Source organism: Nonomuraea sp. JJY05 (assembly GCF_043496855.1).
In the GTDB taxonomy this organism is placed as follows: Bacteria; Actinomycetota; Actinomycetes; order Streptosporangiales; family Streptosporangiaceae; genus Nonomuraea.
Window position 1 is genome coordinate 125,380 of record NZ_JBIEIS010000033.1, and the last position, 23,302, is coordinate 148,681.

Sequence of the window (23,302 nt, forward strand, 5' to 3'; positions counted from 1 at the left end):
GCAACGAGCAGGCCGGCGATTTCCTTCTCACCACCGGCAGCACATGACCAGTCTGTCAACCTCGGCGCCGGGGCGGCGTAGGACGGCTACTCCTCCACCGGACTCAGGGCACGCCGGATCGGGGATGAGGAGTGCGGTCTTGAGCAGGGCGGCGGCTGCGGGCGGGTCGGCGGCTCGCCGTAGGTGACGGCGACGATGTGCCGGGCCTTGCCTTCGATCTCGGTGGCTTTGAGCGAAGGCGCTCGCGTACGTCGCCGTTCCGTTGCACGGTCCGAGGTCGCGGTCGGTTTCGTGGGGGAGCCCTTCAGCAGCGAGAAGTGGGATCTGGCCCACTTCGTTCTTTGCGGGCTGCGCCGACCGGCCGGCTCAGCGGACTCGGTCGTAGACCATGGCGAGTTCGCCCAGCTCGCCGGCCTCCTGGTGGGTGAGCGTCCATTTCGTAGCCGGCAGGCCGTCGTCGAACAGTCGTTGCCCGCCTCCGGCGATCTCGGGGAAGATCATGAGGTAGAGCCGGTCGAGCAGGTCTGCCGACAGGAGCGGCTTGATGATGCTGGCGCTGCTGTTGACGAGAATGTCGCCTTCACCGCTGGCCTTGAGCTCGGTGACGACGTCCGCGGCTGGGGCGTTCACCACGCGGGCGCGTTCCCACGGCGCTTCGGTCAGGGTGGTCGACAAGACCACCTTTTCCGTGTCGACCAGCCACTTGGCGTATCCGCGGTCGCGCGGGTCGGCGCTGTCGTCTTCGGCGACCGGCGGCCAGTAACCCAGGAATCCCTCGGCGTTGATCCGGCCGAGCAGTGCCGTCGTCGCGTGCTCCCACATGCGGGTCATGTGGTTGCGGGCGACGTCGCTGGTTACGTACGGGGCGAACGCGGCGAAATCGCCGGGCCCGCCGGGACCGTTGTAGCGTCCGTCGAGGGTGAGGCTCAGGTTCGCGGTCACCCTGCGGCCGGTCGTGTTCGTCATTTCGTGCTCCTGGTGTCGGTGTGGTGCGGGTCGGTGGTGTACGTGGCGAGGGTCGCCGCGAGCTTGTCGAGGGTCTGGCCGTAGCCGATCTCGATGCCCGCGATGAAGTCCGCGGAGTCGACGGTGCTGTCGGTGATCCGGACCTGAACGTCGAGGTCGGTGCCGGTGTCGGTGGGGCGCAGGTCGAAGGCGACGTGGGCGGTGAAGGCGATGTCGCCGCTGGGAAGCATCGGGGAGGAGCGGTAGGCGAGGCGCTCGCCGGGGCGTACGTCGTCGACGACGCCCTGCGCGCGCCCGGCGACCAGGTCGGAGCCGTCGGCGTCCTCGGCGTCGCGGTACTCCAGGATCACCCGTCCACCCGGTCGTGCCTCGAAGACGAGCTCGGAGACGCGCAGGTCGTCGGGCGTCCACCAGCGGGCGAGCAGGGGCGTTTCGGTGAGGTGGCGCCAGATCAGCTCGGGGCTTTGCGTCAGCGACCGGACGAACCTGAACGAGCGGCCGTCGGCCCACCCCGGCTCCTGCGCGGCGAGCCGCTCCGCCTGGAGGCTGAGCCCGTACCGGTCGTAGGTCTCGCGCGGGCCGTCGGCCTGGTCCGCGGTGTCGGCGAGCCGGCTGAGCGCCGCCGCCAGGTGCCGCAGCGGAGCGGAGCGGAGCGCGTAGACGCGGCGCTGGCCGGTGCGCTGGGAGGTGACGACGCCGGCGCGCTCGAGGGTCTGCAGGTGCTTGGTCGTCTGCGGCTGGCGTGCCTCGGCGAGCTGGGCGAGGACGCCGACCGGGCGGGGCCGCTCGGCCAGCAGGGTCACGAGCCGCCAGCGGGCCGGGTCGGCCAGTGCGATGAGAAGTGCGTCCGCTGTCTCCATGGAGAGAAGTATTCTCAACGACGAATATTCGTGTCAAGGAATAACTTGGATGATGTGGAGTGAGCCGGGAATCGGCCGGGCAGGGCGCAACCCGGGACTTTTCCCGCTCTCCCTGGCGGCGGAGACATGCTCAGGGGCGCCTCGGCAAGCGTGTGGTGCCGGTCGCAGTCACGAGATCTACAATGTAAAGGCGCCTGGTCGGTGGTGGCGATCGCCTTCACCCCGGTACGACGACGCGGTTTCGCTGCGGGAAGGCAGACGTCCAGCCGCCACGCGAGCGGGTCCGGGAGTTGGCCGCACTGCGGGGCGTACACCGTCTCGGAGAGGACCTTCTCCAGCCGGACCCGGCTCGGGTGCTCCGCGGTGTCTCAGCTCGCCGACCTCGGCCGGATCTCCAGCTGATGCGGCATACCGTACGCCGGTATGTTCGCGCTCATGGTGTGGACGCCACTCGAGGCAACGGCAAGGACCTGACCGGACCGACATGCGGTGATGGCGCCGCTGATCGGCGGTTCGCCAAGATCGGTGGGGCAGCCGGTCACAGGTCGGCGACGAAGTCCAGTGCGATGGCCCAGGCACGCTCGGCGGCTTGCGCGTTGTAGTCGGGCAGGTCAGGGTCGGTGAAGAGGTGGCCGACACCCGGATAGCGGAAGACCTCCACCTCGGCCCGCGCCCGGCGCATCTGGATGTACCAGGCGTTCAACCAGTCGGCGGTTTCGTAGGCGTCGGGATCGGCCACGTGAAGCTGGACCGGCAGGTCGTCGGCCGAGAGTTCGTCGGCCATGTCGGAGGTGCCGTGCATCAGCAGCAGCCCTCGAGACCGCTCGTCGCCCAGGGCGAGGTTCTGTGCGATCGCCGCGCCGAGCGAGAAGCCCGCGTACACCAGGCCGTCGGCGGACAGCGGGGCGGCCGCGGTCACGGCTCGCTTCAGCAGCTCATCGCGGCCGATCTCCTCCTTGATCGCGGCGCCCTCCTCGTGCGTGTCGACGACCCGGCCGTCGTACAGATCGGGGACGTGCACCTCGTGGCCGGCCGTCCGGAAGCGGTCGGCGGCCTGGTGAACGGCGGGCCGCAGGCCGTACATCGAGTGCAAGAGGAGAATTCGCGCCATGCGCGCAGCTTAGCCAGCGCCCGGGGTCGTGCTGACACGGCGCGCGCTGCCGCAGCCACCGCCGCCTGGGGGGAGAGGGACGGGGCCGGGCGAGCAGCGGGCAGGGCGGGCGGCCAGGACGCGTCGAGCGCGCCGCGCAAAGAGCGCCGGGCCGTCCTCCTCGTTCAACAAGGCCGTGCGGTCCGGGGTGGACGCGTCGATCAAGATCGACCGCGCCTGATCCGGTAGGTGGCCGCCGAGGCGGTGAGCCAGGGCGATGCCGGCGGTGATGACCACCAGGCTCAGCCGGCACGTCGAGCAGATCGTGCAGCTGTTGATCGATTCGGGGATCGGGTGGCGAGTGGGCCAGCGCGAGGTCAGCGCTGGCCCACGACCGGAATTCGCCGCGGTGGTGATGGGCGTTATCGGTGTGATCAGTCAGGCAGAATCTCGACGTACCCGTCGGTTCCGTGCACGCGGATCCGCTGCCCGTCGGTGATCAGCCGGGTGGCATCCGCCACACCGACGACGGCCGGCAGTCCGTACTCTCGTGCGATCACCGCGCCGTGGGTCATCAATCCTCCGACCTCCGTGACCAGGCCTGCGATGGCGACGAAGAGGGGCGTCCAGCTGGGGTCCGTGTGTGCGGTGACGAGGATGTCGCCCGGTTCGAGATCGGCCCGTGCCATGTCCAGGATGACGCGGGCCCGCCCCTCGACGGTCCCGGCGGAGACCGGTAGGCCGAGCAGCGCGCCGGCCGGCATGTCGTCGCGTCGGTACGCCCCGGCGATGACCTCGCCATCCGACGTGAGCACCCGGGGCGTCGTGAGCGCTTGATACGACGTGAACGCGTCCTTGCGCCGGTCGATGAGCTGGTCATCCACGCGGTTCGTGCGCACGACGTCGTAGAGCTCCTGGAACGTGAGGTAGAAGATGTCTTCCTTCTCGCGAAGTACCTGGGCCCGCACGAGGCGCTCGGCTTCTTCCAGCAGGGCCTGCTTGTACACGAAGTAGCGGCTGACCTTGCCGTACTTCGGATACTCCCGGTACCCGATGAAGGTCCGGACCCGGTCGATCATCCGCTTCGTCTCTTCGGCCTTGCGCTCCCCGTCCGGCAGGGCTCGCAAGCGCTCCAGCAGCTCCTGCTCCTTGTCCCAGGCTTCCTGCCGCCCTTGCTCGAAGCGCCGCTCGCCGGCTCCCGGCTCGAAGTTCTTGATGTTGCCGAGGATCATGGGCAAGAGCGTGGAGGGGCGTTCACGCCAGCGCGGCCGCGTGATGTCGATCTCGCCGGGGCAGCGCATGCCGTACTCATCGAGCCAGGCCTCGATGGCGTCTCGCGCTTCCCGCCCGCCCGCGAGCTTGGGCAGCTCGTCCAGGAAACTTTCGTCCTCGACGTGCTGCAGAAACGCCACCACGTCCGGATGCGGGCGGATCACGTCAGCGACGCCCAGGAGCGCCAGCCCCATCTCCGACGTGACGTTGTGGGGCACGGACTGCGTGAGCGTGTCCGCCGCGTTCTTCTCGCCCAGCCACGCCTCCAGTTGCTCGTTGAGCCACCACGTGGCCTCCATCGCCGACATGAACACCTGATGGCTCCGCGGATCGAACAAGATCCGCTTCAGCTCCTGGAGGTCCGTCCGGATGAAGTCGAGCAGGGACTCTCCGGACTTCGTCCGGATTTCGCGTTCCGACGCGGCGATGGAGGCCTTGCTGCGCTCGATCAGGTCGGTGACGATGGCCGGATCGGTCTCGATCGGGGTCGGCGCGCCACCGGGCAGTGGCCCGGGGGGACCCTCGCCAGGCAGCGGCCGGATGAAGCCGTCGCGCTCGAGGATGGTCTGCAGCGCGTCCCCGGTCAGCGGGTCGGATCTCCCCGCGAGCTCCAGGAGGGCGGCGCGGCTCGCCGGCGACGCCAGCCTCTGGGTGACGTCGACGAACAGCCGGCCGCCGGCCTCGGCCATGGGCGCGGGGGTCGTCATCTGCCAGAAGGAGAGGCCCAGGGGCTTCATGGGGTCGGTCATCATCTGCTGATGGCCGACGGAGAGATAGACGCGGTTCTCCCCGTCGCCGGACTCGGGGATGGGGAACAGCGTGGTGATCGGCCGGCTCTGGACGATCTGGAAGTCGTCGTCGACCAGGCACCATTCGATGTCCTGGGGGCGGCCGAAGTGCGCTTCGATTCGCCGGCCGAGCTGCGCGAGCCGCACGACCTGCGCATCCGTCAGCGCCGGCTGCTCCTGCCGCTCCGGGTCGATCTCCTGCTCCCGCGTCCCGCCCGCCGGCGAGGCGTGGATGGCGAGCCGCTTGGCGCCGACCGTCTTGGCGACGACCTCGCCGTCGCGCACCTTGTAGACGTCCGGGTTCACCAGGCCGGAGACCAGGGCCTCACCGAGGCCGAAACCGGCCTCTACGGAGGCGACCCTTCGGTTGGACGTGACGGGGTCGGCTGTGAACAGGATGCCGGCCGCCTGCGGGAAGACCATCTGCTGCACGACCACGGCCATGTGGACCGTACGGTGGTCGATGCCGTTCCGCTGGCGGTAGGTCACGGCCCGCTCGGTGAACAGCGAGGCCCAGCACCGGCTGACGTGCTGGAGGATCGCGGCCGGGCCCACGACGTTCAGGTACGTGTCCTGCTGGCCGGCGAAGGAGGCCGTCGGCAAGTCCTCCGCCGTCGCGCTGGATCGGACGGCGTAGGCGGCTTGCTCGCCGAGCTGGGCGAGAGCGCGGGTGATCGCCGCCGTGAGATCATCCGGGATGGCGATCCCTTCGAGGGTCCGGCGGATCTCCGCGCTGAGCGTGCGGATCGCCTCCCGGTCGTCCGGGTTCAGGCGCGACAGCTGATCGAGCCGATCGTCGATCGACGGCGCTTCCACCATGATCCGCCGGAAGGCGTCCGTCGTCACGCAGAAGCCGGCCGGCACGCGGATGCCGTCGATCCGCGACAGCGCGCCCAGATGCGCTCCCTTGCCGCCGACGACAGCGAGCTGCGTCTCGTCAACCTCTTGGAGACTCAGCACGTACTGCTCGATCATCGCGACACCTCCGTGGCAGCCGTCCTCCGTTGCCTTGCACCGGCCGGTCGGATCACCGGCGCCTCCTGCTCTGTCGAACCTCTTGTCGGGCACGTCCTCATCTCTGGTTGCCTTCCGTCTGACGAGTCGGCCGGCGCGCACACCCGCGGCTCCGCGCCGAGCGCCCGCCCCGCACCGCCGGTCCCACCAGCGGTTCCGACGTCACCGCGTCCCCCATAGGTCGTTAACGACACACGCACGTCGTGCCCCCACGTTTTCGTCCGTTCTCGGTACGGCCGACGATTCTGCAGCACGACCCGGGTCTTGCGGCAAGCCCCCCGGTCCGCTATAAGTTGAAAGTGGCAAGGGGTGAGATTTTCTCGCCTTGCCTCGTGGCCGTCCGCTGCGGACTGACACCCTTATCGCGAAGCGGCGGCACACGTCTTCTCTTCGTCGGCAAGGGCCGAACGTCGTCGAGCGCGCAGCCGTTCTCCCGGACGTCGTCACGCGACGCGAGCGCTGGGCGAAGCTCGCCAAACGGACGACCGCCGAGCTTGACGGTCGCCCTCGCTCAAACCGGCCGAACGGCCCCCTGCTACCGCGGCCGGGCCGCACAGATCATGGCCCCGGATGCCCCCGCCGCACCGACCAGATCCTCGACTTGTGTCGCCGGTTGCGCCGGTCGGCACCGACGTCCGGCGACGCCGCTGGAGAGGTTCGCGCCTTCCATCCCCAGCCGAGCGTCTGCGGCATGAGCGGATGTTCGCGAAGGTGCCTTCGCGGCCACTCAGTCGAGACAGAACTCGTTGCCCTCGATGTCCTGCATCAGGAGGCACGACTCGTTGTCGTCATCGGCGGGGAGGAGTCGCAGGCGTACCGCGCCGAGCGCGACCAGTCGTGCGCATTCGGCCTCAAGTGCGGCCACGCGCTCCTCACCCACGAGCCCGGTGCCGACCCGCACGTCAAGGTGCACCCGATTCTTGACGACCTTGCTTTCGGGAACGCGCTGGAAGAACAGTCGCGGGCCCACACCTGAGGGATCGACGCACGCGAACGCTGAACCCTGTTGCTCAGGCGGCAGCGCGCGATCGAAATCGTCCCAAGTAGCAAACCCCTCCGGTGGAGGCGGTACGACGTACCCCAGCACCTCACACCAGAAACGAGCGACGCGCTCAGGTTCTGCGCAGTCGAAGGTGACTTGGACCTGCTTGACCGATGCCATCGGTCCACCATAGCGACGGGGTCTTTCGTCGTCTCCACGGGCCCGCCCTGATCAGGTTGTGGCTCTTGAAGAGGACTGGGACCTTGAGCCGCGGGATGACGATCCTGACGGGCCGGTGGCATCGCGCTGCCACCCGATCTCGGCCCGGGTGCCGGGCTGGGCGTAAGGCCGGGAGCGGGGCGCGCCGGCGTCGCCGGCGACCCTCTCGAACGTGACGGCCCGCGCAGTGCATGAACGGTCTTGGCCCGGCATCGACTCGGGCCCCACGTTCATCCGCCTGACCCGGATCAGGAGCCGCTCCCGAGAGGCGGACTTCATCCGCCGGAGCCGGTCACCCCACCCGCGGCCGCCCACGGCGGCCTCCCCCTGAACGCCGTTCCCGGATGTCCACGTCAGTCGAGATCGCCGGTGAGGTAACGCTGGACGAGGGGAGCCAGGATCGCGACCAGTCGCTCGCGCTCCAGCGATGCCAGCGGCTCGACCCGCAGCACGTACCTGGCCGTGGCGACGCCCAGCAGGTGCGCGCCGGTGAGGTTGGCCCGCAGTTCGGCGCGATCCGCGCCGATGGCGCGGGCGAGGGGAAGCATCACCTCGTCGGACATGAACGAGGCCACCATCGCCGACGCGCTCGGCGATGCCGACACGCCGCGCACCACCGCGAGGAGCCGCGCTCCCGTGTCCGGTGCCTCCCAGAGTTCGAGGTAGCGGCGCGACAGCCGCTCTCCGAGGTCGGCGAGGTCGCCCTCGCGTACCAGCGTCGTCAGGGGCCGGGTGGGCGGATCGGCCCGCAAAGCGGTGTCGAAGAGCTGGTCCTTGTTGCCGAAGAACTGCAGGACCAGGGCCGGATCCACACCGGCGGCCGAGGCGACGCCCCGGATGGTGGTCGCCGTGTAGCCCTGCTCGGCGAAGCTCCGCTGGGCCGCGGCCAGGATTGCCTCGCGCGTCCCGGACACGCCCGGACGACGCCCTCCGGCCCTCTTCCGACTGGTCTCGCTCACCCGGAAAGAATAACTCATCGATGTTGAGTTTCATGCATGCTTGACCTATCGTGAACTCACCATCGTTGAGTTATCTCGTGAAGGGAGCCGCGATGTCGCGAACGGTGATGATCACCGGAACTTCATCGGGCATCGGCCGGGCCTCGGCCCTGGCGCTGGCCGCCCGGGGCTTCACCGTCTTCGCCGGGGTCCGCGAGGAGGTCGACGGCGAGGCGCTGCGCCGCGCGTCCAGGGGCGAGATCATCCCGCTGCATGTCGATGTCACCGACGGGGAGTCGATCGCCGCGGCCGTCGTGCGGGTGGAGCGGACCACCGGCGCGGCCGGGCTGGCGGGGCTCGTCAACAACGCCGGGATCGGCGCGCCCTGGCCGATGGAACTGGTGCCCCTGGATGAGTTCCGGCGCCATCTCGAGGTGAATCTGACCGGCCAGCTCGCCGTCACCCAGGCGTTCCTGCCGCTGGTCAAGCGGGCCAGAGGGCGGATCATCAATGTCGGGTCCGAGGGCGGGCGCATCACGCTGCCGTTCCTCGGCCCCATCACCAGCGCCAAGCACGGGCTGGTCTCGGTGACCGACGCGCTGCGCATGGAGCTGCGCCCATGGGGCGTGGACGTGAGCATCGTGGAGCCGGGCGCCACGCAGAGCACCGCCCCCGCCAAGCTGGTGGAGAACGGCCGCCGCGCCGTCGCCGAACTGTTCTCGCCCCAGGGCCGTGCCGACTACGGCGCGATGGTCGAGCACGTGATCGGGAAAATCGCCACGAGCAATCAGCGCACCGGCAGCCCGCCCGAGGTGATCGCCGGAGCCGTGGTGAAGGCGATGACCTCCCGGCGGCCGAGAACGCGCTACCCCGTGGGCGGTCACGCCAAGCTTCTCACCCGGCTGCGGCGCGTGCTGCCGGACCGCGCGATGGACGCGCTGTGCGTACGAATGCTGGGCCTGTCCACCGGACAACAAGTACATCCGAGATCGGAGTATGTGAGATGAGAATGTTCGCCCGCTTACTGGTTGCCGTGGTGGCGTTCGGCGCGACGCTGCTGCCCGGGGGCACGGCACGCGCCGCCGATTCGGTGGTCGAGACCATCAACGTGTGGCAGTGGAATGTGTCCGGCTGGAAGATGAACGGCGGATCCACGACCACCGGCATGGTCGAGGCCGCCGCCGCGTCGATCGTGAACCGGAAGGCGGATCGGCGAGCAGTGCTCAGCCGAGCCGGTCCGGCTGCTCATGCGCGAGCTCGGGCTGGTCCCGGTGCAGGCACGAGCCTTCACCCCGACCACGACCGAGCAGGGCGCCGTCCGCGGCCTCCCCGACCTGGTGCAGCGGGACTTCACCGCACGCCGGCAAAACGATCGGAAGAGCCGATACAGCAGCACACCCGCCGCAAACGCGCAGATACCCATCAGAAGGTCATCGCCGTGTGAGGCGACCTGCTCGGCGACGGTGGAGTTCGCTGCCCGCAGCGTGCCGTCCCCGCGCATCCATCCCGTTCGCCCGCGAACACGACTCCGTCACAGTCGAGCCGCTTCGCGTGGCGGTGCGCCGGCGGCCTCGCGCCGGCCGGTGAGGTAGACGGTGGACACAAAGACGGCCAGGGCTGCGCACACCATGCCGATCGCCTGCGTGACGCCGGTGATGGATGACTCCCCCCACCACGACCACATCGCTATGAAGAGAACGCCCGTCAGCACAACGGGGAGGAAGGCGGGGGCGAGCAGCACGATGCTCCTGCGTCCCAGCGGGGATCGCGCGGCCATCCCGCAAACGATCGCCGTCAGGCCGAGCGGAACCAACTCCCACCACATGCCCATCGTGGCCTCCAACAGCCGTATGACTGTGGTCGTCCCCAGAAAGACGGCAAACCAGATCAGGACCCTGCGTCGGCCGACCAGTCGCACTCCACGCTGTGGATGCGCTGTTCCTGTCAGCAGCACGGCCACGGCCACGTACGGAAGTAGGACCAGCCCTAAGGGCAGAAGGTTGCTGAGACCCCAGCTGTACGAGCTCGGGATGACCAGGTCCGCGCCGAGCCAGATGGTCGATGCCCAAGCCAGGCCGGCCGCGATCCACCTGTGGTCATGCCAGGCGAGCACCGTGACGGCGACGTAGACCAGCAGCCCGAGTGCCTGCTCGACGACCGTGCCCGTCGACAGGACCCCTGGCTCCGGTCCTCGCTGGACATACATCTCAATCTCGCGGAAAGCCGCGGGAAAGCGCTGGATCAGCAGGACCAGCGGGCCGAGGGCGGCGGCGACGCGGGCCGCATCGCGCCACCACATCAGAGATTGCGGGCTGATGGGCCGTCGTAAGCGAATGGCGGCCGCTCCGCTGATCAGGTCGGCCACGTCCTGCGGATGCGGACGGCGGCGGCCGGGCTCGGCCGCCGCCATGAGCACGCCGAGCATCTCCTCCTCGTGCCTGGCTCGGTGGTCGCGAGGGTAGAGGCGGAGCAGCCGGCGGTAGTGGCGTTCCAGGTCGCTCACGCGGTCCCTCCGGCATGGTGGGTACGCAGCCGGGTGACCGCCGTTCGGGCGTTGCGTTGCAGCCGCGCCGCCTCCGCGGCCAGGCGCCGGCTGCCTTCCTCGGTGAGCCGGTAGTAGCGGCGAAGCCGCCCGTCGACGATCTCCTCCCGGTCTTCGGCGATCAGCCCCTCGGCCTGCAGCCGGTCCAGGGCGGCGTACAGGGTGCCGGCCCTCAGCCGAATCTCACCCTGGGAGATGCGCTCGACGTCGGTGATGATGCCGTAGCCATGCTGCGGCTCGTGTGCCAGCGAGGTCAGGATGAGGAACGAAGGCTCCTGCAAGGCGCGTAACTTAGACACAGGATCTTTATATACCGATAATCGGCATATCGGAAGAGTTGGCGTCAAGGCGCACCGGGCGGTCACGGTCGTCGTCCCGGCGGGACCGGGCCCTGGCGTTCGGTCGGCACGATGCGGCGGGCGATCAGGGCGAACACCGCGTACGGGCCGCCATCCGGCTACTGCAGGTGCAGGCGCGGGCGAGGAGACGGATCTGGCAGACGTGGAAGTCCAGCGCGTCGCGCGCGTCGGTGATCTGCAGGTCCAGCCAGCTCGCCCGCTCTTCAGGGTCCCCGGTCACGCGCCGTGATTCCTCGATCAGTCCCCAGAAGGTCCTCGTGTCCACGCGGCGTGAGTATCCCAGAAAGCGCAGAAGCCCTCGAAGCCTTGGCTCGGGTAGCGAACACCTACCGTTGCGGCAAGCGCGTCAAAGAAGCGTCAGCGCCTTGGCCACGCCCGGGTCGCGCCCGGTGGCCAGGTCGAGGGCGGTCATCGGGGCGTAGTGGTCGACCGGGACGCCGATCGTGTCGATGATTTCGCGGGCGGGCCCGAGGTGCCGGACCTTGGGCAGGAGCAGGATGCTGCCGTCGTCGAGGAGGTATGCCTCGCTGGGGCCGGAGACGGCCCCGGCGGTGCGGGTCCCGATGAGGGTGCCCAGGCCGTTGTCCTTGACGGCCGCGCTGAAGTCCTCGCAGGCCGAGGCGCATCCACGGTCGGTGAGGACGATCAGGCGCGAGCCGAGCAACGGGACGCTGTCGTCGGTCCGGTTGGGCACGCAGTCGCCCTTGAGCGGGCAGAAGTAGCTGGTGACCTTGCCGTGCGCGAACGCGCCGAGCAGCCGTGTCACCTCGCGAGGCGACCCGCCGCCGTTGCCGCGCAGATCGAGGACCACCGCCTTCGGCTTGCCCTGCAGCTTGGCGATGACCTGGTCGGCGGCACCTTCGAAGAATCCGGGCAGTTGGATGTACGTGACGCCGTCGGCGAGCTTCTTGGACGTCACCGCCGGAGGCTGCCGCGTGATGGGGCCCTCTCTGAGCTCGACGGTGCGGGTCCGTCCCGTTGTGGGGCGCTGGAGCGTGAGCGTCACCGTGCCGGCGGTGAAGGCTTGGACGATGCTCTGGTTCACGGTGTCCCCGATGAACGGCGGCATGCCGTTGACCTTGACGATGATGTCGCCGGGCCTGATGCCGGCCTTGGCGGCGGGGCTGCCGGGCAGGACGCGGGTGATGAACAACGGCGGCTTGGCCGCCGGGTCGAGTTGCGGGCCCTGCTGGGCCGACACGCCCACGATGCCCGTCCCGGTCGGTCCGCCTTCCGGTGGGGGAGTGGGCCTGACCGCGCGGGCGTGGTTGTCGTGCAGTCCGGCGACCATCGCGATGATCGCGGCGCGCAACGCGGGCACGTCACCGGCGCCGAGGACCTTCGCGAAGGCGGCCCAGTCGGTGTCGCGGTTCCCGGTCAGTTCGGGCAGCTGGAGGCCGGGCCGATCGGCGCCGCGCCGCATCAGGTCCTGGGTATAGGCGGCGAAGGCGCTCTTCAGCAGCGCCTTCGCATCCATGGACGGACCGCCGTAGTAGTTGTCCAGCACGCAGAAGTACGCCTGCCGCAGCGTGTTCAGCGAGGTCGGCGGCGCCGACTCCGGCGGCGGCCCGGTGACGGCGGTGCAGCGCTCAGCAGGCGCGGACGCGGGTGCGGACATGGAGCAGGCCGCCACCAGGATGGCGGCGCAGAGGGATTTGATCATGCCGCCAGCGTGGCCGGAAGCGGGTTGCGCGGCTGTGAACGGATCCGTTAACGCCGCTGTAACCCAGATTCGGGTACGAACATCGCTATGCGGGTTCTGGTGGCCGAAGACGAACGAGACCTGGCCGATCTTGTGGCGGTGGGGTTGCGTCGCCACGCCATGGCCGTCGACGTGGTGTACGACGGGGTCGCCGCGTCGGAGCGGCTGGCGGTGAGCGACTACGACGTTCTCGTCCTGGACCGGGACCTGCCCGAGATGCACGGCGACCTGGTGTGCCGTGAGCTGGTGGCGCGCGGGAGCCGTACGCGGATCCTGATGATGACGGCGGCCGCGGCGGTGCCGGAGCGGGTGGCCGGCCTCGGGATGGGGGCCGACGACTACCTGCCCAAGCCGTTCGACTACGCCGAGCTGGTCGCACGGGTGCAGGCGCTGGGGCGGCGCAGCCAGGCGCAGGTGCCGCCGGTGCTGACGCGGCACGGGATCGTGGTCGACACCCACCGGCTGCAGGCGTCGCGGGACGGGCGGCATCTGCATCTGTCGCTCAAGGAGTTCGCCGTCCTCGAGGTGCTGATGAGGGCGGACGGCGCGGTCGTGAGCTCTGAACGGCTGCTCGAAGAGGCATGGGACGAGAACGTCGACCCGTTCACGACGGTGGTGCGGGTCGTGGTCAGCCGCTTACGCGCGAAGCTGGGCGATCCGCCCTGCATCCAGACGGTTCCCGGCGCGGGTTACGTGCTGTGACGACGGTCCGGGTACGGCTCACCCTGATCTATTCCGGACTGTTCCTGCTGACCTCGACCGTGCTGCTGGTCACGGTCAACCTGCTGCTGCGCCACGCGCTGGACAGGAGGATCGGGCGGATCGGGCCGTTCCCCGTGGCGCCGGCGGCGCCGGGCCTCCCGGACCATCAGCCGCCGACGCTGCCCGATCTGGTGGACGAGGTGATCGACTACCAGTGGGGGGTGACCGTGGCGACGGTCGGGATCCTGACACTGGTGTCAGTGATCGTCGGCTGGCTGGTCGCCGGGCGGATCCTGCGGCCCGTCCACCGGATCACCGCCACGGCGCAGCGGCTGTCCGTGTCGACCCTGCACGAACGCATCGCGCTCATCGGGCCGAAGGACGAACTGAAGGAACTGGCCGACACGTTCGACGCGATGCTCGACCGCCTCCAACGCTCCGTCGAGGGGCAGCGGCGGTTCATCGCGAACGCGTCCCACGAGCTGAGGACCCCGTTGGCCGTCCAGCGAGCGGCGATCGAGATCGGCCTTCCTGCAGACGTCGGTGAGATCCGCGACAAGCTCCTGTTCCACAACCACCGCACCGAGAGCCTCATCGACGCCCTGCTGGTCCTGGCCCAGGCGGAGCACGGCCTCGAGAAGAGGACGCCAGTGGCCCTGGACGAGGTGGTGCTGCTCGTCCTGGCCGAAGGCGGCTCGGACGAGGTCACCGTGACGTCGCGGATCGACCCGTTCGTCGTCGATGGGGATCCGATCCTGCTGAGCCGGCTCGTCACGAACCTCGTCGACAACGCGACCCGCTACAACCTTCCCGGCGGAACCGTTGAGGTGACGCTCTCCCATGGAGTTCTGACGGTCCGTAACACCGGCCCGCACGTGCCCCAGGAACGTTTCGGCGATCTCTTCGAGCCCTTCCGGCGGCTGCAGACGACCCGTGGACAGGGCGCCGGCCTCGGGTTGTCGATCGTCGCGTCGATCGCCAAGGCTCACGGCGCCGACGTGCGAGCGAGCCCCAACCCGGGAGGCGGGTTGGAGCTCGTCGTGGTTTTCCCGGGATCTGAGGATGCGGTGCCCGCCACAGACGACGGAGCGCGAGCCTGATGGCGATCGGGCAGGGTGAGCGCGGCGCCTGACTCGATCACCGCGACCTGGGCCGGGACATGCTGCGGCCACGAGTTCGTAACGAGCCATTGACAGGGGCTTTGGTCGTTGGCACCCTCATTACACGCGGGTGCCAAAACGATTGGGCAACCGGTATCGAGCAGTTTGGGCAGGATGATGGCGCGCCGGATCGGGATCAAGGACGTGGCCGCGGCGGCCGGTGTCTCCGTCACGACCGTGTCGCACATCCTCAACCAGGTCGAGGGCAAGCGGATCAACCCGGACACCCGGCAGCGCGTCCTGCAGGTCGCCGAGGAACTCGGGTACGCGCCGAACGGGCTGGCTCGGGGGTTGAGGCTGCAGCGGTCGCACACCATCGGCTTCGTCAGCGACGAGATCGCCACCACGCCGCACGCAGGCCGGATCATCCTCGGCGCGCAGGAGGCCGCCGCGGCCAAGGGCATGCTGCTGCTCCTGGTCAACACCGGCGGCGACGCCGACCTTGAACGCCGCAGCATCGAGATGCTGCTCCAGCGCCAGGTCGACGGCGTGCTGTACGCGGCGATGTACCACCGGATCGTGCGGCTGCCGGAGAGCCTGCGCTCGACGCCCAGCGTGCTGCTGGACGCGCGCAGCGACGACCCCACGATCCCGTTCGTGGTTCCCGACGAGGTCCAGGGCGGCTACACGGCGGTGCGCGAGCTGACCGGCCACGGGCACCGCAGGATCGGCATGGCCGTGGAGACCGCGGACATCCCCGCGCTGCACGGCCGCTTGGAGGGCTACCGCAAGGCACTCGACGAGGTCGGCGTCCCCTACGACCCCTCCCTGGTGGCCGCCGAGCCGGCCATCCCCCATGGCACGGTCGCCGGGGACGTGGCCGCCGGCTACCGCGCCGCGCGGCGCCTGCTGACGGCGGACCAGCGTCCGACGGCGCTGTTCTGCTTCAACGACCGGATGGCGCTGGGCGCGTACCACGCCGCCGCCGATCTGGGACTGTCCATCCCCGACGACCTGTCGGTCATCGGGTTCGACAACCAGGACCTGGTCTGCGAGGGCATGCGTCCCGCACTGAGCACGGTCCAGCTGCCGCACTACGAGATGGGGGCGCGGGCGGTCACCCAGTTGCTCGCGCTCACCGCAACGCCGGGTTCGCCACCGGGCCCGGTCATCCAGGAGATGCTGCCTTGCCCGCTGGTGGCGCGGGCATCGGTCACTTCGCCGCCCCGGCTCTGACCCCGGGACGGCGAAGCAGTCGCACGTCGACAGGCGACCGTCGCAACCGGTCGTCATCCCTGTCAGTACTTGGAACACAGTTAGGGTACAACACGCATGTCCTCAGGGATCTTCAGCGAGCAGCTGAGCCGCCGCAGCCTGCTGCGGGCCGGCGCCGCCTCCGCCACGCTGGCGGGTATGGGCGGGTTGGCCTCCGCATGCGGTTCCGGCTCCTCCGGTTCCTCCGCTTCCGGCTCGAAGGTGTTGAACGTCGCGGTCTTCGCCGACCAGGCGACGGCCGACAAGATGGCCAAGGCTGCCGGCGCGTTCGAGGCGGCCCACCCCGGCGTGAAGGTGAAGTTCACCGGCACCACGGGCACGGACTGGAACGACTTCTTCAGCAAGCTGCTCACCCAGATCGCCGCCGGCAACGCGCCGGACATCGCCTCGGTGGCCACCGAGGGGCTGCAGCTGTTCGCGGCCAAGGGCCTGGCCGAACCGCTGGACGACTACGTCAGGCGGGACGCGGCCGAGCTCAAGCCGTACTTCGCCGACGTCCACCCGGCGCTGGTGGAAGCCATGATGTACCAGGGGCACCTGTACGAACTGCCGAGCGACTTCAACGCCGGCAACATGTTTTACAACGCCTCCCTGTTCAGCAGCGTCGGCGTGGAGCGCCCGGCCGACGACTGGACCAAGGACGACTTCTACGACATCGCCAAGAAGATCTCCGCCAAGGGCGGCCAGGTGGTCGGCTACAACTGGGTCGTACGGCTGTGGGGCAGCTGGACGTCCTGGATGTACGCCAACGGCGGCAACCTGCTCACCGAGGGCAAGTGGGACGGCGGCGACTGGCTGTGGAACACCTTCTACCCGAACGACCCCGCCGCGGCCGGCCGCAAGGGCGGCTGGCGCTGGGGCGCCCCCACCGCCAATTCCACCCCGGTCGTCGAGGCGCTCGACTACATGATCCAGCTGCAGAAAGAGGGCCTGTCGCCCAGCCCCGACGTCGGCGGCGGCACCACGCTGCAGGGCCTGTTCGCCGGCAACAAGATCGGCATGGCGATCGGTGGCGGCTTCTGGGCGGGCGGCCTGCACAACGCCGGCATGGCGCCGGGCTCCTTCGACGTGCAGTACTTCCCCAAGTGGAAGACGCAGCGGCACCTGTTCGGCGCCGGCGGCTTCGGCATCTTCAAGTCGTCGCCGAACAAGGACCTCGCCTGGGAGCTCGTGAAGACCATGGTGACCCCGCAGAGCATGAACCTGCTGTTCCCCGGCAACGGCACCACGTCCCCGCGCAGGTCGATGATGACCGCCGAGAAGTACGCTCCCACCGGCCCCGAGCACTGGCAGGTCTTCTACGACACGCTCACCCGGTTCGACGACACCGCTCCGATCCCGGCCCCGCCGTACTACAACGCGATGGCCATCGCGCTGAACAAGCGCACCACCGAGGCCATGTCCACGGGCAACGCCAGAGCGGCCCTCGACGGACTGCAGAGCGATCTCGAGACCGCCGCGAAGACGGGATGACGCGCTGATGTCGCAGCCTGTCCGAAGCCGCAGCCGCGCGTCCGCCCCGTCGGGCGCGCGGCCCGGCCGCCCCGCCCAGGTCCGAGCAGACGGCGCCGCGGGCCGGCGCCGCGCTCGCCGCGAAGCCCTCTTCGGCTACGCGATGGTGTCGCTGTCCCTGGTGGTGGTGTTCGTCTTCACCGTGGCGCCGATCGTCGGCTCGTTCGTCCTCGCGCTGTTCAAGTGGGACGCCATCAGCAGCCCCGAGTTCGTGGGGCTGCAGAACTTCGACGCGCTCCTGCACGACAAGGCGGTCACCCACTCGCTGCTGGTGACCTCCGGCCTCACCGTGATGATCGTCTTGCTGCAGGTCGTCCTCGGCCTGGGGCTGGCGCTGCTGGTCGCCCAGCGGGCCTCGGCGATCGTGCGCAACCTCTTCCGCGCGGCGTTCTTCCTGCCGATGCTGGCCTCCGCGGCGTCGATCTCGATCGTGATGAGCTACGTGTTCAACGATCACTTCGGCGTGATCAACTATTACCTCGACGCGCTTCACCTGCCCCCGGTGCCGTGGCTGAGCTCGACCGGGGGAGCGACGGCCACGGTCGTGCTGGTCGCGGTGTGGCAGCAACTGGGCTTCACGTTCATCCTCTTCGTCGCCGCCCTCGGCGCTGTGCCGAAGGACATCCTGGAGGCCGCGCAGATCGACGGCGCGTCGTCCGCCCGCCTGTTCTGGCGGATCAAGCTGCCGTTGATCAGCCCGACGGTGCTGTTCGCCTGCACCGTGGGCCTGATCAACACGATGCAGCTGTTCGACCAGCCGTACGTGATGACCAAGGGCGGCCCGGGCGAGGCCACCTACACCACCGTCCTGCTCGTCTACCAGACCGCTTTCCAGAACCTCCAGTTCGGCTACGCCTCGGCCATCTCCGTACTGCTCTTCGCCGTCCTGCTGGTCATCACGGCCGTGCAGTTCACGCTGAGCCGAAAGTGGGTGTTCTACTCATGACCGCCATCGTGGATCAGCCCACGCCGGCCCCGCACCGACGTCCGCGCATCGCCCCGGTGGTGTCGGTCATCGTGCTGACGGTGGCGGCCGCGCTGGTGGTGGCCCCCCTCGTGTGGGCGCTGTCCACCTCGCTGCGCACGCCGGCCGCCTCCTTCGGCGGGGCCCCGCAGTGGATCCCCACCGATCCGGTGTGGTCGAACTACGGGGCCGTCTTCGAGCAGGTCCCGCTGGGGACCTTCTTCCTGAACAGTTTCCTGGTCACCGGGCTCATCGTGGCCGGCCAGCTGGCCACCTCGACGATGAGCGGCTACGCCTTCGCCATGGTCCGCTTCCGGGGCGGCAAAGCCCTGTTCGGGATCATCCTGGCCACCATGATGGTGCCGCTCCAGACGACCATCATCCCGGTCTTCCTGATCATCAAGTACCTGGGCCTGACCGACAGCCTCATGGCGCTGGTGCTGCCCGCGGTCGGGGGCGCCTTCGGCACCTTCCTGATGCGGCAGTACTTCCTGCAGATGCCGCGGGAGCTCGGCGAGGCGGCACGGGTGGACGGAGCCTCGCACTTCCAGGTGTTCGCCCGCATCTACGCGCCCATGGCGCGCGCTCCGATGGCGACCCTGGCGGTGCTCACCTTCTCCGCCTACTGGAACGAGTTCTTCCGGCCGCTGATCTTCCTGCAGTCCACCGCCAAGTTCACCCTGCCGCTGGGTCTGGTGACCCTGCAGGGCACCTACGGCACCGGCAGCATCTCCATCGTGCTCGCCGGAGTGATCATCGCCCTGATCCCCAGTGTGCTGATCTTCATCGCCGCCCAGCGCTACTTCGTCGAGGGAATCGTGGCCGGCTCCTTCCGCTGACCCATCCCTGCATGGTCTGACCCTCCGAAAGGCACGTGTGTGTCCACCACGCCCTTTGACCCGTACCGGCCTGTCGCGCACCTGCGCCCGCCCCGCAACTGGATCAACGATCCCAACGGGCTGGTCTTCCACGACGGCCACTATCACGTGTGCTACCAGTACAACCCCTACGGAAACCAGCACGCGAACATGCACTGGGGCCATTTCCGCAGCCTCGACCTGCTGAGCTGGGAGCCGCTGCCGATCGCCCTTTCGCCCACCGCCGGCGGTGAGGACGCCGACGGCTGCTTCTCCGGCAACGCCGTCTCCGACGGCGACCGGATGGTCGCCTTCTACTCCGCCTACCGCGAGGATCGCTGGAGCCAGCCGGTCACCACCGCCGAGTCCCACGACGGCGGCCGGACCTTCCGCCCCCGCGGCGACCTGCTGATCCCGCGGCCGCCCGACGGCTGCACCATGTACCGCGACCCGTACGTCTGGCAGGACGGCGCACGCTGGCGGATGCTGGTCGGCGCCGCACTCGCCGACGGCCGCGGCGCGGCCCTGCTGTACGAGTCGCCCGACCTGGAGAACTGGACCTATCGGGGGCCGTTCTGCGCTCGGGAGCCGCAGGACGTCACCGGGACGCGGGCCCGTACCGGCAAGGGCTGGGAGTGCCCTCAATACCTCCCTGCTGACGGCGGGCGCGGTGCCCTCATCATCAGCGCGTGGAACGACCACGACGGCCCGCAGTGCGTCACGGCCCTGGTGGGTGAGGTACGCGACGACAGCTTCGAAGCCGGCCCGCCCATGCTCCTCGACCACGGCCCGGACTGCTACGCGCCCGCCCTGCTGCGCGCACCGGGCGGCCGATGGCTGCTCTGGGGCTGGTCCTGGGAAGCGCGCGACGACGCTTGGGCCGCCGCAGCGGGATGGGCCGGCGTGCTCACCCTCCCACGCGAGATCACCCTCACCGACGACGGCACGCTGCACCAGCAACCCGCCGCCGAACTGCGCACCCTGCGCGGCGAGCACGCCGTCCACGCCACGGGTACCGCCCACGGCCCGGAGCCGGTGGACCTCGGCGGCGTCGGCCGCGCCTTCGACCTGACGGCCCGGCTGGAGCCGACCGGACAGGCCGGTCTGCGGCTGCTGACCAGCGCAGACGGCTCCGAGTACCTCGACATCCGCCTCGACCCGGTGGCCGGTGAGCTGATCGTCGATCGCGACCGCGCCTCGCTGGACGCCCGGGCCCGCGGCGGCGCCTACCGGATGCCCTGCCCCGGCGGCGAGCCGGTCGACCTGCGCGTGGTCGTCGACCACTCCATCGCCGAGATCTTCCTGTCCACCACCGGCCAGGCGCTCACGCTGCGCTGCTACCCGACCGGGGACGGCCCGTGGCGGCTGCAGGCCCGCAGCGCGCCGGGCGCGCGTCTCGGCTACGCCGTCGATGCGTGGGAGCTGCTGCCTCTCGTGATCAAGGAGCCGAGCGCCGACGCCGCGGAGCCGGAAGGCCGATCCGCGTGACAGTCGCGGCCACGTCACGGCCTTCCGCATTCCTTCCGTTCCGGCTCCCCGTCCCGGTGTCGCGATCGGCCGGGTCGTCAGTCCATGATCATGGCGGAACGCAGGGCGGCGCGGATGCTGGTGACAGGGTCGTCGAGGTGGTAGATCCGCTCCGACGGTTCGATGCCGTCCAGGAACTCCTGGTAGCGGACGGCGTAGACCAGGTGAGACAGCGGTTCGGCGATCGTTAGTGCTCGGGCCGGGTCGCAGCCGGGGACGTGGGCGGTCCAGGCCTCGATCCAGGCCTCGGCGGCGGCGGGTCGTTTGGCGGGGGGAAGCCAGTCACGGGCCCGTATCCCGTCCAGCACCGGGTTGCCGAGGTGCGCGTCGGCGAAGTCCACCACGGCCGGCGGGCCGCCGTCGCTGCGCCAGTTTCCCGGGTGGAAGTCGCCATGCACGATCGTGTCGGGCAGGCCGCACTCGGCCAGCATGGGCCATCGTTCGACCAGCTCGTACGCTCGCGCCAGCTCCTCGGCGGTCAGCTCGCGGCCCACGTCACCGGCGAGCAGGCCGCGGACCCGGTCGGCGACGACGGGTCCGCGGCGGTCCGGCAACCCGGGCGGGATCGCGCCCGCCAGCCGGGCCTGCGCGGCGACCAGCCGCCTCACGGCGCTGTCGACGATCTCGACGGGGGCGTCCCAGCAGTCCTCGCCGGGAAGATGCTCCAGCAGGACCCGCCGCGGTTCCGATGCCACGACCGTGGGAGCCAGGCCCGGGTCCAGCGCCGCGAACCTGCCGATGACGGTGGCCTCGTCGGTGGCGAAATGCGGCGTGGCCTTCAGCCATACCGGCCCTCGGGCGGTGGGCAGGAGGAACAGTCCGGCCAGATTCCAGGTCTTGCGTTGCCGGATCGGCCCGGTCAGCGGCCGCCCGGCCGCCCTCAGCGCGTCCGCCGCCCAGCCGAGCAGCTCCCGCAGCCCGTCGATCCGCGCCCACGGCGCCCGCAGCCGCTCGGGCCTGTCCAGCACTGCGTGATCGGTGGGCAGCGCGGCCGTCAGCCGCCCGGGCGCGGGCCGTTCCAGCGCTTCGACGTGATAGGTCACGTGACCATCGCGGCCGCCTTCGCCGCCGGCCACGTCCAGCAGGCGCAGCACCAGCACATCCACGCCGAGCACCTGGCGCAGGTGCGCGACGATCGGCTCCACCTCGGCCCACCACGGCACATCCACCGCGAACGGGCCGACGACACCGAGCCGCTCGTCACCGAATGTGACCCACGCGCTGACCGTCCTGTCCATCCGCTCAGTCTGATCGCTCCCCGCGACGTTCGCCATGGAATATCCGGGCCGCGCGGCACCTGCGTGCAGGCACTGCCGCCGGCCGCGAGGCCTCCCCGGTGAGCGCCGCCGCGGCTTCCTGACCGAATGCTGGGACGCCGGCGCGTAGGGAGGGGGCATGAACGCCGTCCGCCACCGGGGATCATCAACGCTGCTGCGTCCTGCTGGACAGCGACCCGCACCCACGACCGGTCCAGGGCCGTCTCGCCGTGCGGCACCTCCCGGAGTTGCCGGTGGCCCAGAGTGAGGACACCATGGCCCGAGTGCCGTGGGGAGGAATCGTGGACGAGGCGATGCGGGCAGTGGCGCGGGCGTACGGGCTGGGGGAGCCGGTCGGGCCGGCCGGGTACGCGGCGCGCGGCGAACTGGGCCGGATCTGGCGGCTGGACACCGTGCGCGGTTCGTGGGCCGTGAAGGAGTTGCTCGTACCCGCCGAAGAGAGCGACGCACGGCAGGACGCCGCGTTCCAGCTGGCCGCCGGCCAGGCAGGGGTACGCCTGCCGCGGCACGTCACGACGGTGGAGGGCGACGTGCTGCTCGACGGGAGGTGGCGGGTCTACGAATGGGTGGATCTGGTGCCGGGCGAGGTGGTCACGGCGGCTGAGCTCGGCCTGGTGACGGCCGGGCTGCATCAGGTGGGGCATCCGGCGTCGGGGCCGGTCGCCCCGTGGTTCTGCGAGCCGGTCGGCCGGGCCGCATGGGAGGAACTGGCGGCGGCCGGGGGCGAGTGGGCACCGGCGCTGCAGCGGGCGCTCGCCGATCTCCTCGCGCTGGACGCCCTGGTGGCCCCGCCCGGCTCCCTCATCACCACCTGCCATCGCGACGTCAACGTGGAGAACGTGTGCCGGGCGGCCGACGGCGGCGTGATCGTGCTGGACTGGGAGAACTGCGGACCGGCGCGCCCGGCGTGGGAGCTGGCGGGGATCCTCGTCGATCTGCCTCTGGAGGACGCGGTCGCGGCCTACCGCGCCTATCGGGGCGCGGGCGGGCCTGCGCTGGTGGCCGAGCCGGCCGACTTCTCGATGGCGATCGTCGTGCAGGGGCACTTGCTGGAGTTCTACGCCAGGCGTGCCCTGTCCGCTGAGGAGTCCGAGGAGAATCGCGGCAGGGCCCGCGCCCGGTTGCGCGCGATGCTCGACCGGCCGCTGACACCGGCGAGGATCGACGCCATCCTGACGGCACTCTGAGCCTCTTCCCGGCGAGACGTCAACGGCCCGGTTATCGGGAGGTGGGCTGGTAGTGCGACACCACGACCTGGCCGTCGAGGACGTGCGAGTCGACGAGTCGCAGCTTGTGGCGCTGCTCCGGCGCGGCGAACAGTTGCCGGCCGCCGCCGAGCACCACCGGGTGCACGGC

21 protein-coding genes are annotated in these 23,302 nt (G+C 69.9%); 10 read left to right on the top strand and 11 right to left on the bottom strand.

Annotated elements, in window-relative coordinates:
• Nucleotides 1-366: 366 nt before the first annotated feature.
• From ACFKCF_RS41015 to ACFKCF_RS41040, 6 genes are all read right to left on the bottom strand, one after another.
• Nucleotides 367-966, bottom strand: coding sequence for a dihydrofolate reductase family protein (locus tag ACFKCF_RS41015; RefSeq protein ID WP_394500738.1), 600 nt, complete (start codon nt 964-966; stop codon nt 367-369).
• Nucleotides 963-1,826 (bottom strand): metalloregulator ArsR/SmtB family transcription factor, encoded by an 864-nt coding sequence (locus tag ACFKCF_RS41020; RefSeq protein WP_394500739.1) that lies wholly within the window; start codon nt 1,824-1,826, stop codon nt 963-965. Before ACFKCF_RS41020 ends, ACFKCF_RS41015 begins: the two co-directional genes overlap by 4 nt.
• A 538-nt stretch (nt 1,827-2,364) precedes the next feature.
• Entirely contained in the window at nt 2,365-2,937 is a 573-nt protein-coding gene (locus tag ACFKCF_RS41025; RefSeq protein ID WP_394500740.1) for a dienelactone hydrolase family protein, read from the bottom strand.
• Between the two features lie 413 nt (nt 2,938-3,350).
• Nucleotides 3,351-5,951, bottom strand: coding sequence for a rifamycin-inactivating phosphotransferase (gene rph / locus ACFKCF_RS41030; protein ID WP_394500741.1), 2,601 nt, complete (start codon nt 5,949-5,951; stop codon nt 3,351-3,353).
• Nucleotides 5,952-6,717: 766 nt separating this feature from the next.
• The gene (locus ACFKCF_RS41035; RefSeq protein ID WP_394500742.1) at nt 6,718-7,152 is read right to left on the bottom strand and encodes a VOC family protein; all 435 of its coding nucleotides are present in this window, start codon (nt 7,150-7,152) and stop codon (nt 6,718-6,720) included.
• A gap of 392 nt (nt 7,153-7,544) precedes the next feature.
• Nucleotides 7,545-8,150, bottom strand: a complete 606-nt coding sequence (locus ACFKCF_RS41040; RefSeq protein ID WP_394500743.1) for a TetR family transcriptional regulator — start codon at nt 8,148-8,150, stop codon at nt 7,545-7,547.
• A gap of 92 nt (nt 8,151-8,242) precedes the next feature.
• Here ACFKCF_RS41040 and ACFKCF_RS41045 point away from each other — a divergent pair, with 92 nt between their 5' ends.
• Both ACFKCF_RS41045 and ACFKCF_RS41050 read left to right on the top strand, forming a co-directional pair.
• Nucleotides 8,243-9,136, top strand: a complete 894-nt coding sequence (locus ACFKCF_RS41045; RefSeq protein ID WP_394500744.1) for an SDR family NAD(P)-dependent oxidoreductase — start codon at nt 8,243-8,245, stop codon at nt 9,134-9,136.
• On the top strand, nt 9,133-9,573 hold the full coding sequence (locus tag ACFKCF_RS41050; RefSeq protein WP_394500745.1) for a hypothetical protein: 441 nt from the start codon (nt 9,133-9,135) through the stop codon (nt 9,571-9,573). Before ACFKCF_RS41045 ends, ACFKCF_RS41050 begins: the two co-directional genes overlap by 4 nt.
• A gap of 87 nt (nt 9,574-9,660) precedes the next feature.
• Here ACFKCF_RS41050 and ACFKCF_RS41055 read toward each other — a convergent pair whose 3' ends face one another.
• The 4 genes from ACFKCF_RS41055 to ACFKCF_RS41070 form a co-directional block, all read right to left on the bottom strand.
• Complete coding sequence (locus ACFKCF_RS41055; protein ID WP_394500746.1) at nt 9,661-10,632, bottom strand: hypothetical protein; 972 nt, start codon at nt 10,630-10,632, stop codon at nt 9,661-9,663.
• The gene (locus ACFKCF_RS41060; protein WP_394500747.1) at nt 10,629-10,970 is read right to left on the bottom strand and encodes a PadR family transcriptional regulator; all 342 of its coding nucleotides are present in this window, start codon (nt 10,968-10,970) and stop codon (nt 10,629-10,631) included. Before ACFKCF_RS41060 ends, ACFKCF_RS41055 begins: the two co-directional genes overlap by 4 nt.
• A gap of 124 nt (nt 10,971-11,094) precedes the next feature.
• On the bottom strand, nt 11,095-11,295 hold the full coding sequence (locus ACFKCF_RS41065) for a hypothetical protein (RefSeq protein WP_394500748.1): 201 nt from the start codon (nt 11,293-11,295) through the stop codon (nt 11,095-11,097).
• Nucleotides 11,296-11,376: 81 nt separating this feature from the next.
• The gene (locus ACFKCF_RS41070; protein ID WP_394500749.1) at nt 11,377-12,693 is read right to left on the bottom strand and encodes a S41 family peptidase; all 1,317 of its coding nucleotides are present in this window, start codon (nt 12,691-12,693) and stop codon (nt 11,377-11,379) included.
• 87 nt (nt 12,694-12,780) lie between these two features.
• On the opposite strand from ACFKCF_RS41070, the gene ACFKCF_RS41075 reads away from it, so the two are divergent.
• The 7 genes from ACFKCF_RS41075 (at nt 12,781) to ACFKCF_RS41105 (ending at nt 20,630) form a co-directional block, all read left to right on the top strand.
• The gene (locus ACFKCF_RS41075) at nt 12,781-13,434 is read left to right on the top strand and encodes a response regulator transcription factor (RefSeq protein ID WP_350740870.1); all 654 of its coding nucleotides are present in this window, start codon (nt 12,781-12,783) and stop codon (nt 13,432-13,434) included.
• Entirely contained in the window at nt 13,431-14,534 is a 1,104-nt protein-coding gene (locus ACFKCF_RS41080; RefSeq protein ID WP_394500750.1) for an ATP-binding protein, read from the top strand. Before ACFKCF_RS41075 ends, ACFKCF_RS41080 begins: the two co-directional genes overlap by 4 nt.
• Before the next feature lie 174 nt (nt 14,535-14,708).
• The gene (locus tag ACFKCF_RS41085) at nt 14,709-15,770 is read left to right on the top strand and encodes a LacI family DNA-binding transcriptional regulator (protein ID WP_394500751.1); all 1,062 of its coding nucleotides are present in this window, start codon (nt 14,709-14,711) and stop codon (nt 15,768-15,770) included.
• A gap of 96 nt (nt 15,771-15,866) precedes the next feature.
• Nucleotides 15,867-17,282 carry an ABC transporter substrate-binding protein gene (locus tag ACFKCF_RS41090; RefSeq protein WP_394500752.1) on the top strand — a complete coding sequence of 472 codons (1,416 nt, stop codon included), beginning with the start codon at nt 15,867-15,869 and terminating at the stop codon, nt 17,280-17,282.
• 7 nt (nt 17,283-17,289) lie between these two features.
• Nucleotides 17,290-18,267 (top strand): carbohydrate ABC transporter permease, encoded by a 978-nt coding sequence (locus tag ACFKCF_RS41095; RefSeq protein WP_394500753.1) that lies wholly within the window; start codon nt 17,290-17,292, stop codon nt 18,265-18,267.
• The gene (locus tag ACFKCF_RS41100) at nt 18,264-19,124 is read left to right on the top strand and encodes a carbohydrate ABC transporter permease (protein WP_394500754.1); all 861 of its coding nucleotides are present in this window, start codon (nt 18,264-18,266) and stop codon (nt 19,122-19,124) included. The genes ACFKCF_RS41095 and ACFKCF_RS41100 overlap by 4 nt, the downstream gene beginning before the upstream one ends.
• A 39-nt stretch (nt 19,125-19,163) precedes the next feature.
• Entirely contained in the window at nt 19,164-20,630 is a 1,467-nt protein-coding gene (locus tag ACFKCF_RS41105) for a glycoside hydrolase family 32 protein (protein ID WP_394500755.1), read from the top strand.
• 77 nt (nt 20,631-20,707) lie between these two features.
• Here the strand turns inward: ACFKCF_RS41105 and ACFKCF_RS41110 are convergent, their stop codons facing one another.
• A complete protein-coding gene (locus tag ACFKCF_RS41110; RefSeq protein WP_394500756.1) occupies nt 20,708-21,907 on the bottom strand; it encodes an aminoglycoside phosphotransferase family protein in 1,200 nt (399 codons plus the stop codon).
• A 302-nt stretch (nt 21,908-22,209) separates the two neighbouring features.
• On the opposite strand from ACFKCF_RS41110, the gene ACFKCF_RS41115 reads away from it, so the two are divergent.
• Nucleotides 22,210-23,133, top strand: coding sequence for a phosphotransferase (locus ACFKCF_RS41115; protein WP_394500757.1), 924 nt, complete (start codon nt 22,210-22,212; stop codon nt 23,131-23,133).
• Nucleotides 23,134-23,302 lie beyond the last annotated feature (169 nt).

Coding starts and splice junctions, on each gene's coding strand:
- ACFKCF_RS41015 (WP_394500738.1), bottom strand. CDS start 966: ATGACGAACACGACCGGCCGCAGGGTGACCGCGAACCTGAGCCTCACC.
- ACFKCF_RS41020 (WP_394500739.1), bottom strand. CDS start 1,826: ATGGAGACAGCGGACGCACTTCTCATCGCACTGGCCGACCCGGCCCGC.
- ACFKCF_RS41025 (WP_394500740.1), bottom strand. CDS start 2,937: ATGGCGCGAATTCTCCTCTTGCACTCGATGTACGGCCTGCGGCCCGCC.
- rph (WP_394500741.1), bottom strand. CDS start 5,951: ATGATCGAGCAGTACGTGCTGAGTCTCCAAGAGGTTGACGAGACGCAG.
- ACFKCF_RS41035 (WP_394500742.1), bottom strand. CDS start 7,152: ATGGCATCGGTCAAGCAGGTCCAAGTCACCTTCGACTGCGCAGAACCT.
- ACFKCF_RS41045 (WP_394500744.1), top strand. CDS start 8,243: ATGTCGCGAACGGTGATGATCACCGGAACTTCATCGGGCATCGGCCGG.
- ACFKCF_RS41050 (WP_394500745.1), top strand. CDS start 9,133: ATGAGAATGTTCGCCCGCTTACTGGTTGCCGTGGTGGCGTTCGGCGCG.
- ACFKCF_RS41070 (WP_394500749.1), bottom strand. CDS start 12,693: ATGATCAAATCCCTCTGCGCCGCCATCCTGGTGGCGGCCTGCTCCATG.
- ACFKCF_RS41075 (WP_350740870.1), top strand. CDS start 12,781: ATGCGGGTTCTGGTGGCCGAAGACGAACGAGACCTGGCCGATCTTGTG.
- ACFKCF_RS41085 (WP_394500751.1), top strand. CDS start 14,709: ATGATGGCGCGCCGGATCGGGATCAAGGACGTGGCCGCGGCGGCCGGT.
- ACFKCF_RS41090 (WP_394500752.1), top strand. CDS start 15,867: ATGTCCTCAGGGATCTTCAGCGAGCAGCTGAGCCGCCGCAGCCTGCTG.
- ACFKCF_RS41095 (WP_394500753.1), top strand. CDS start 17,290: ATGTCGCAGCCTGTCCGAAGCCGCAGCCGCGCGTCCGCCCCGTCGGGC.
- ACFKCF_RS41100 (WP_394500754.1), top strand. CDS start 18,264: ATGACCGCCATCGTGGATCAGCCCACGCCGGCCCCGCACCGACGTCCG.
- ACFKCF_RS41110 (WP_394500756.1), bottom strand. CDS start 21,907: ATGGACAGGACGGTCAGCGCGTGGGTCACATTCGGTGACGAGCGGCTC.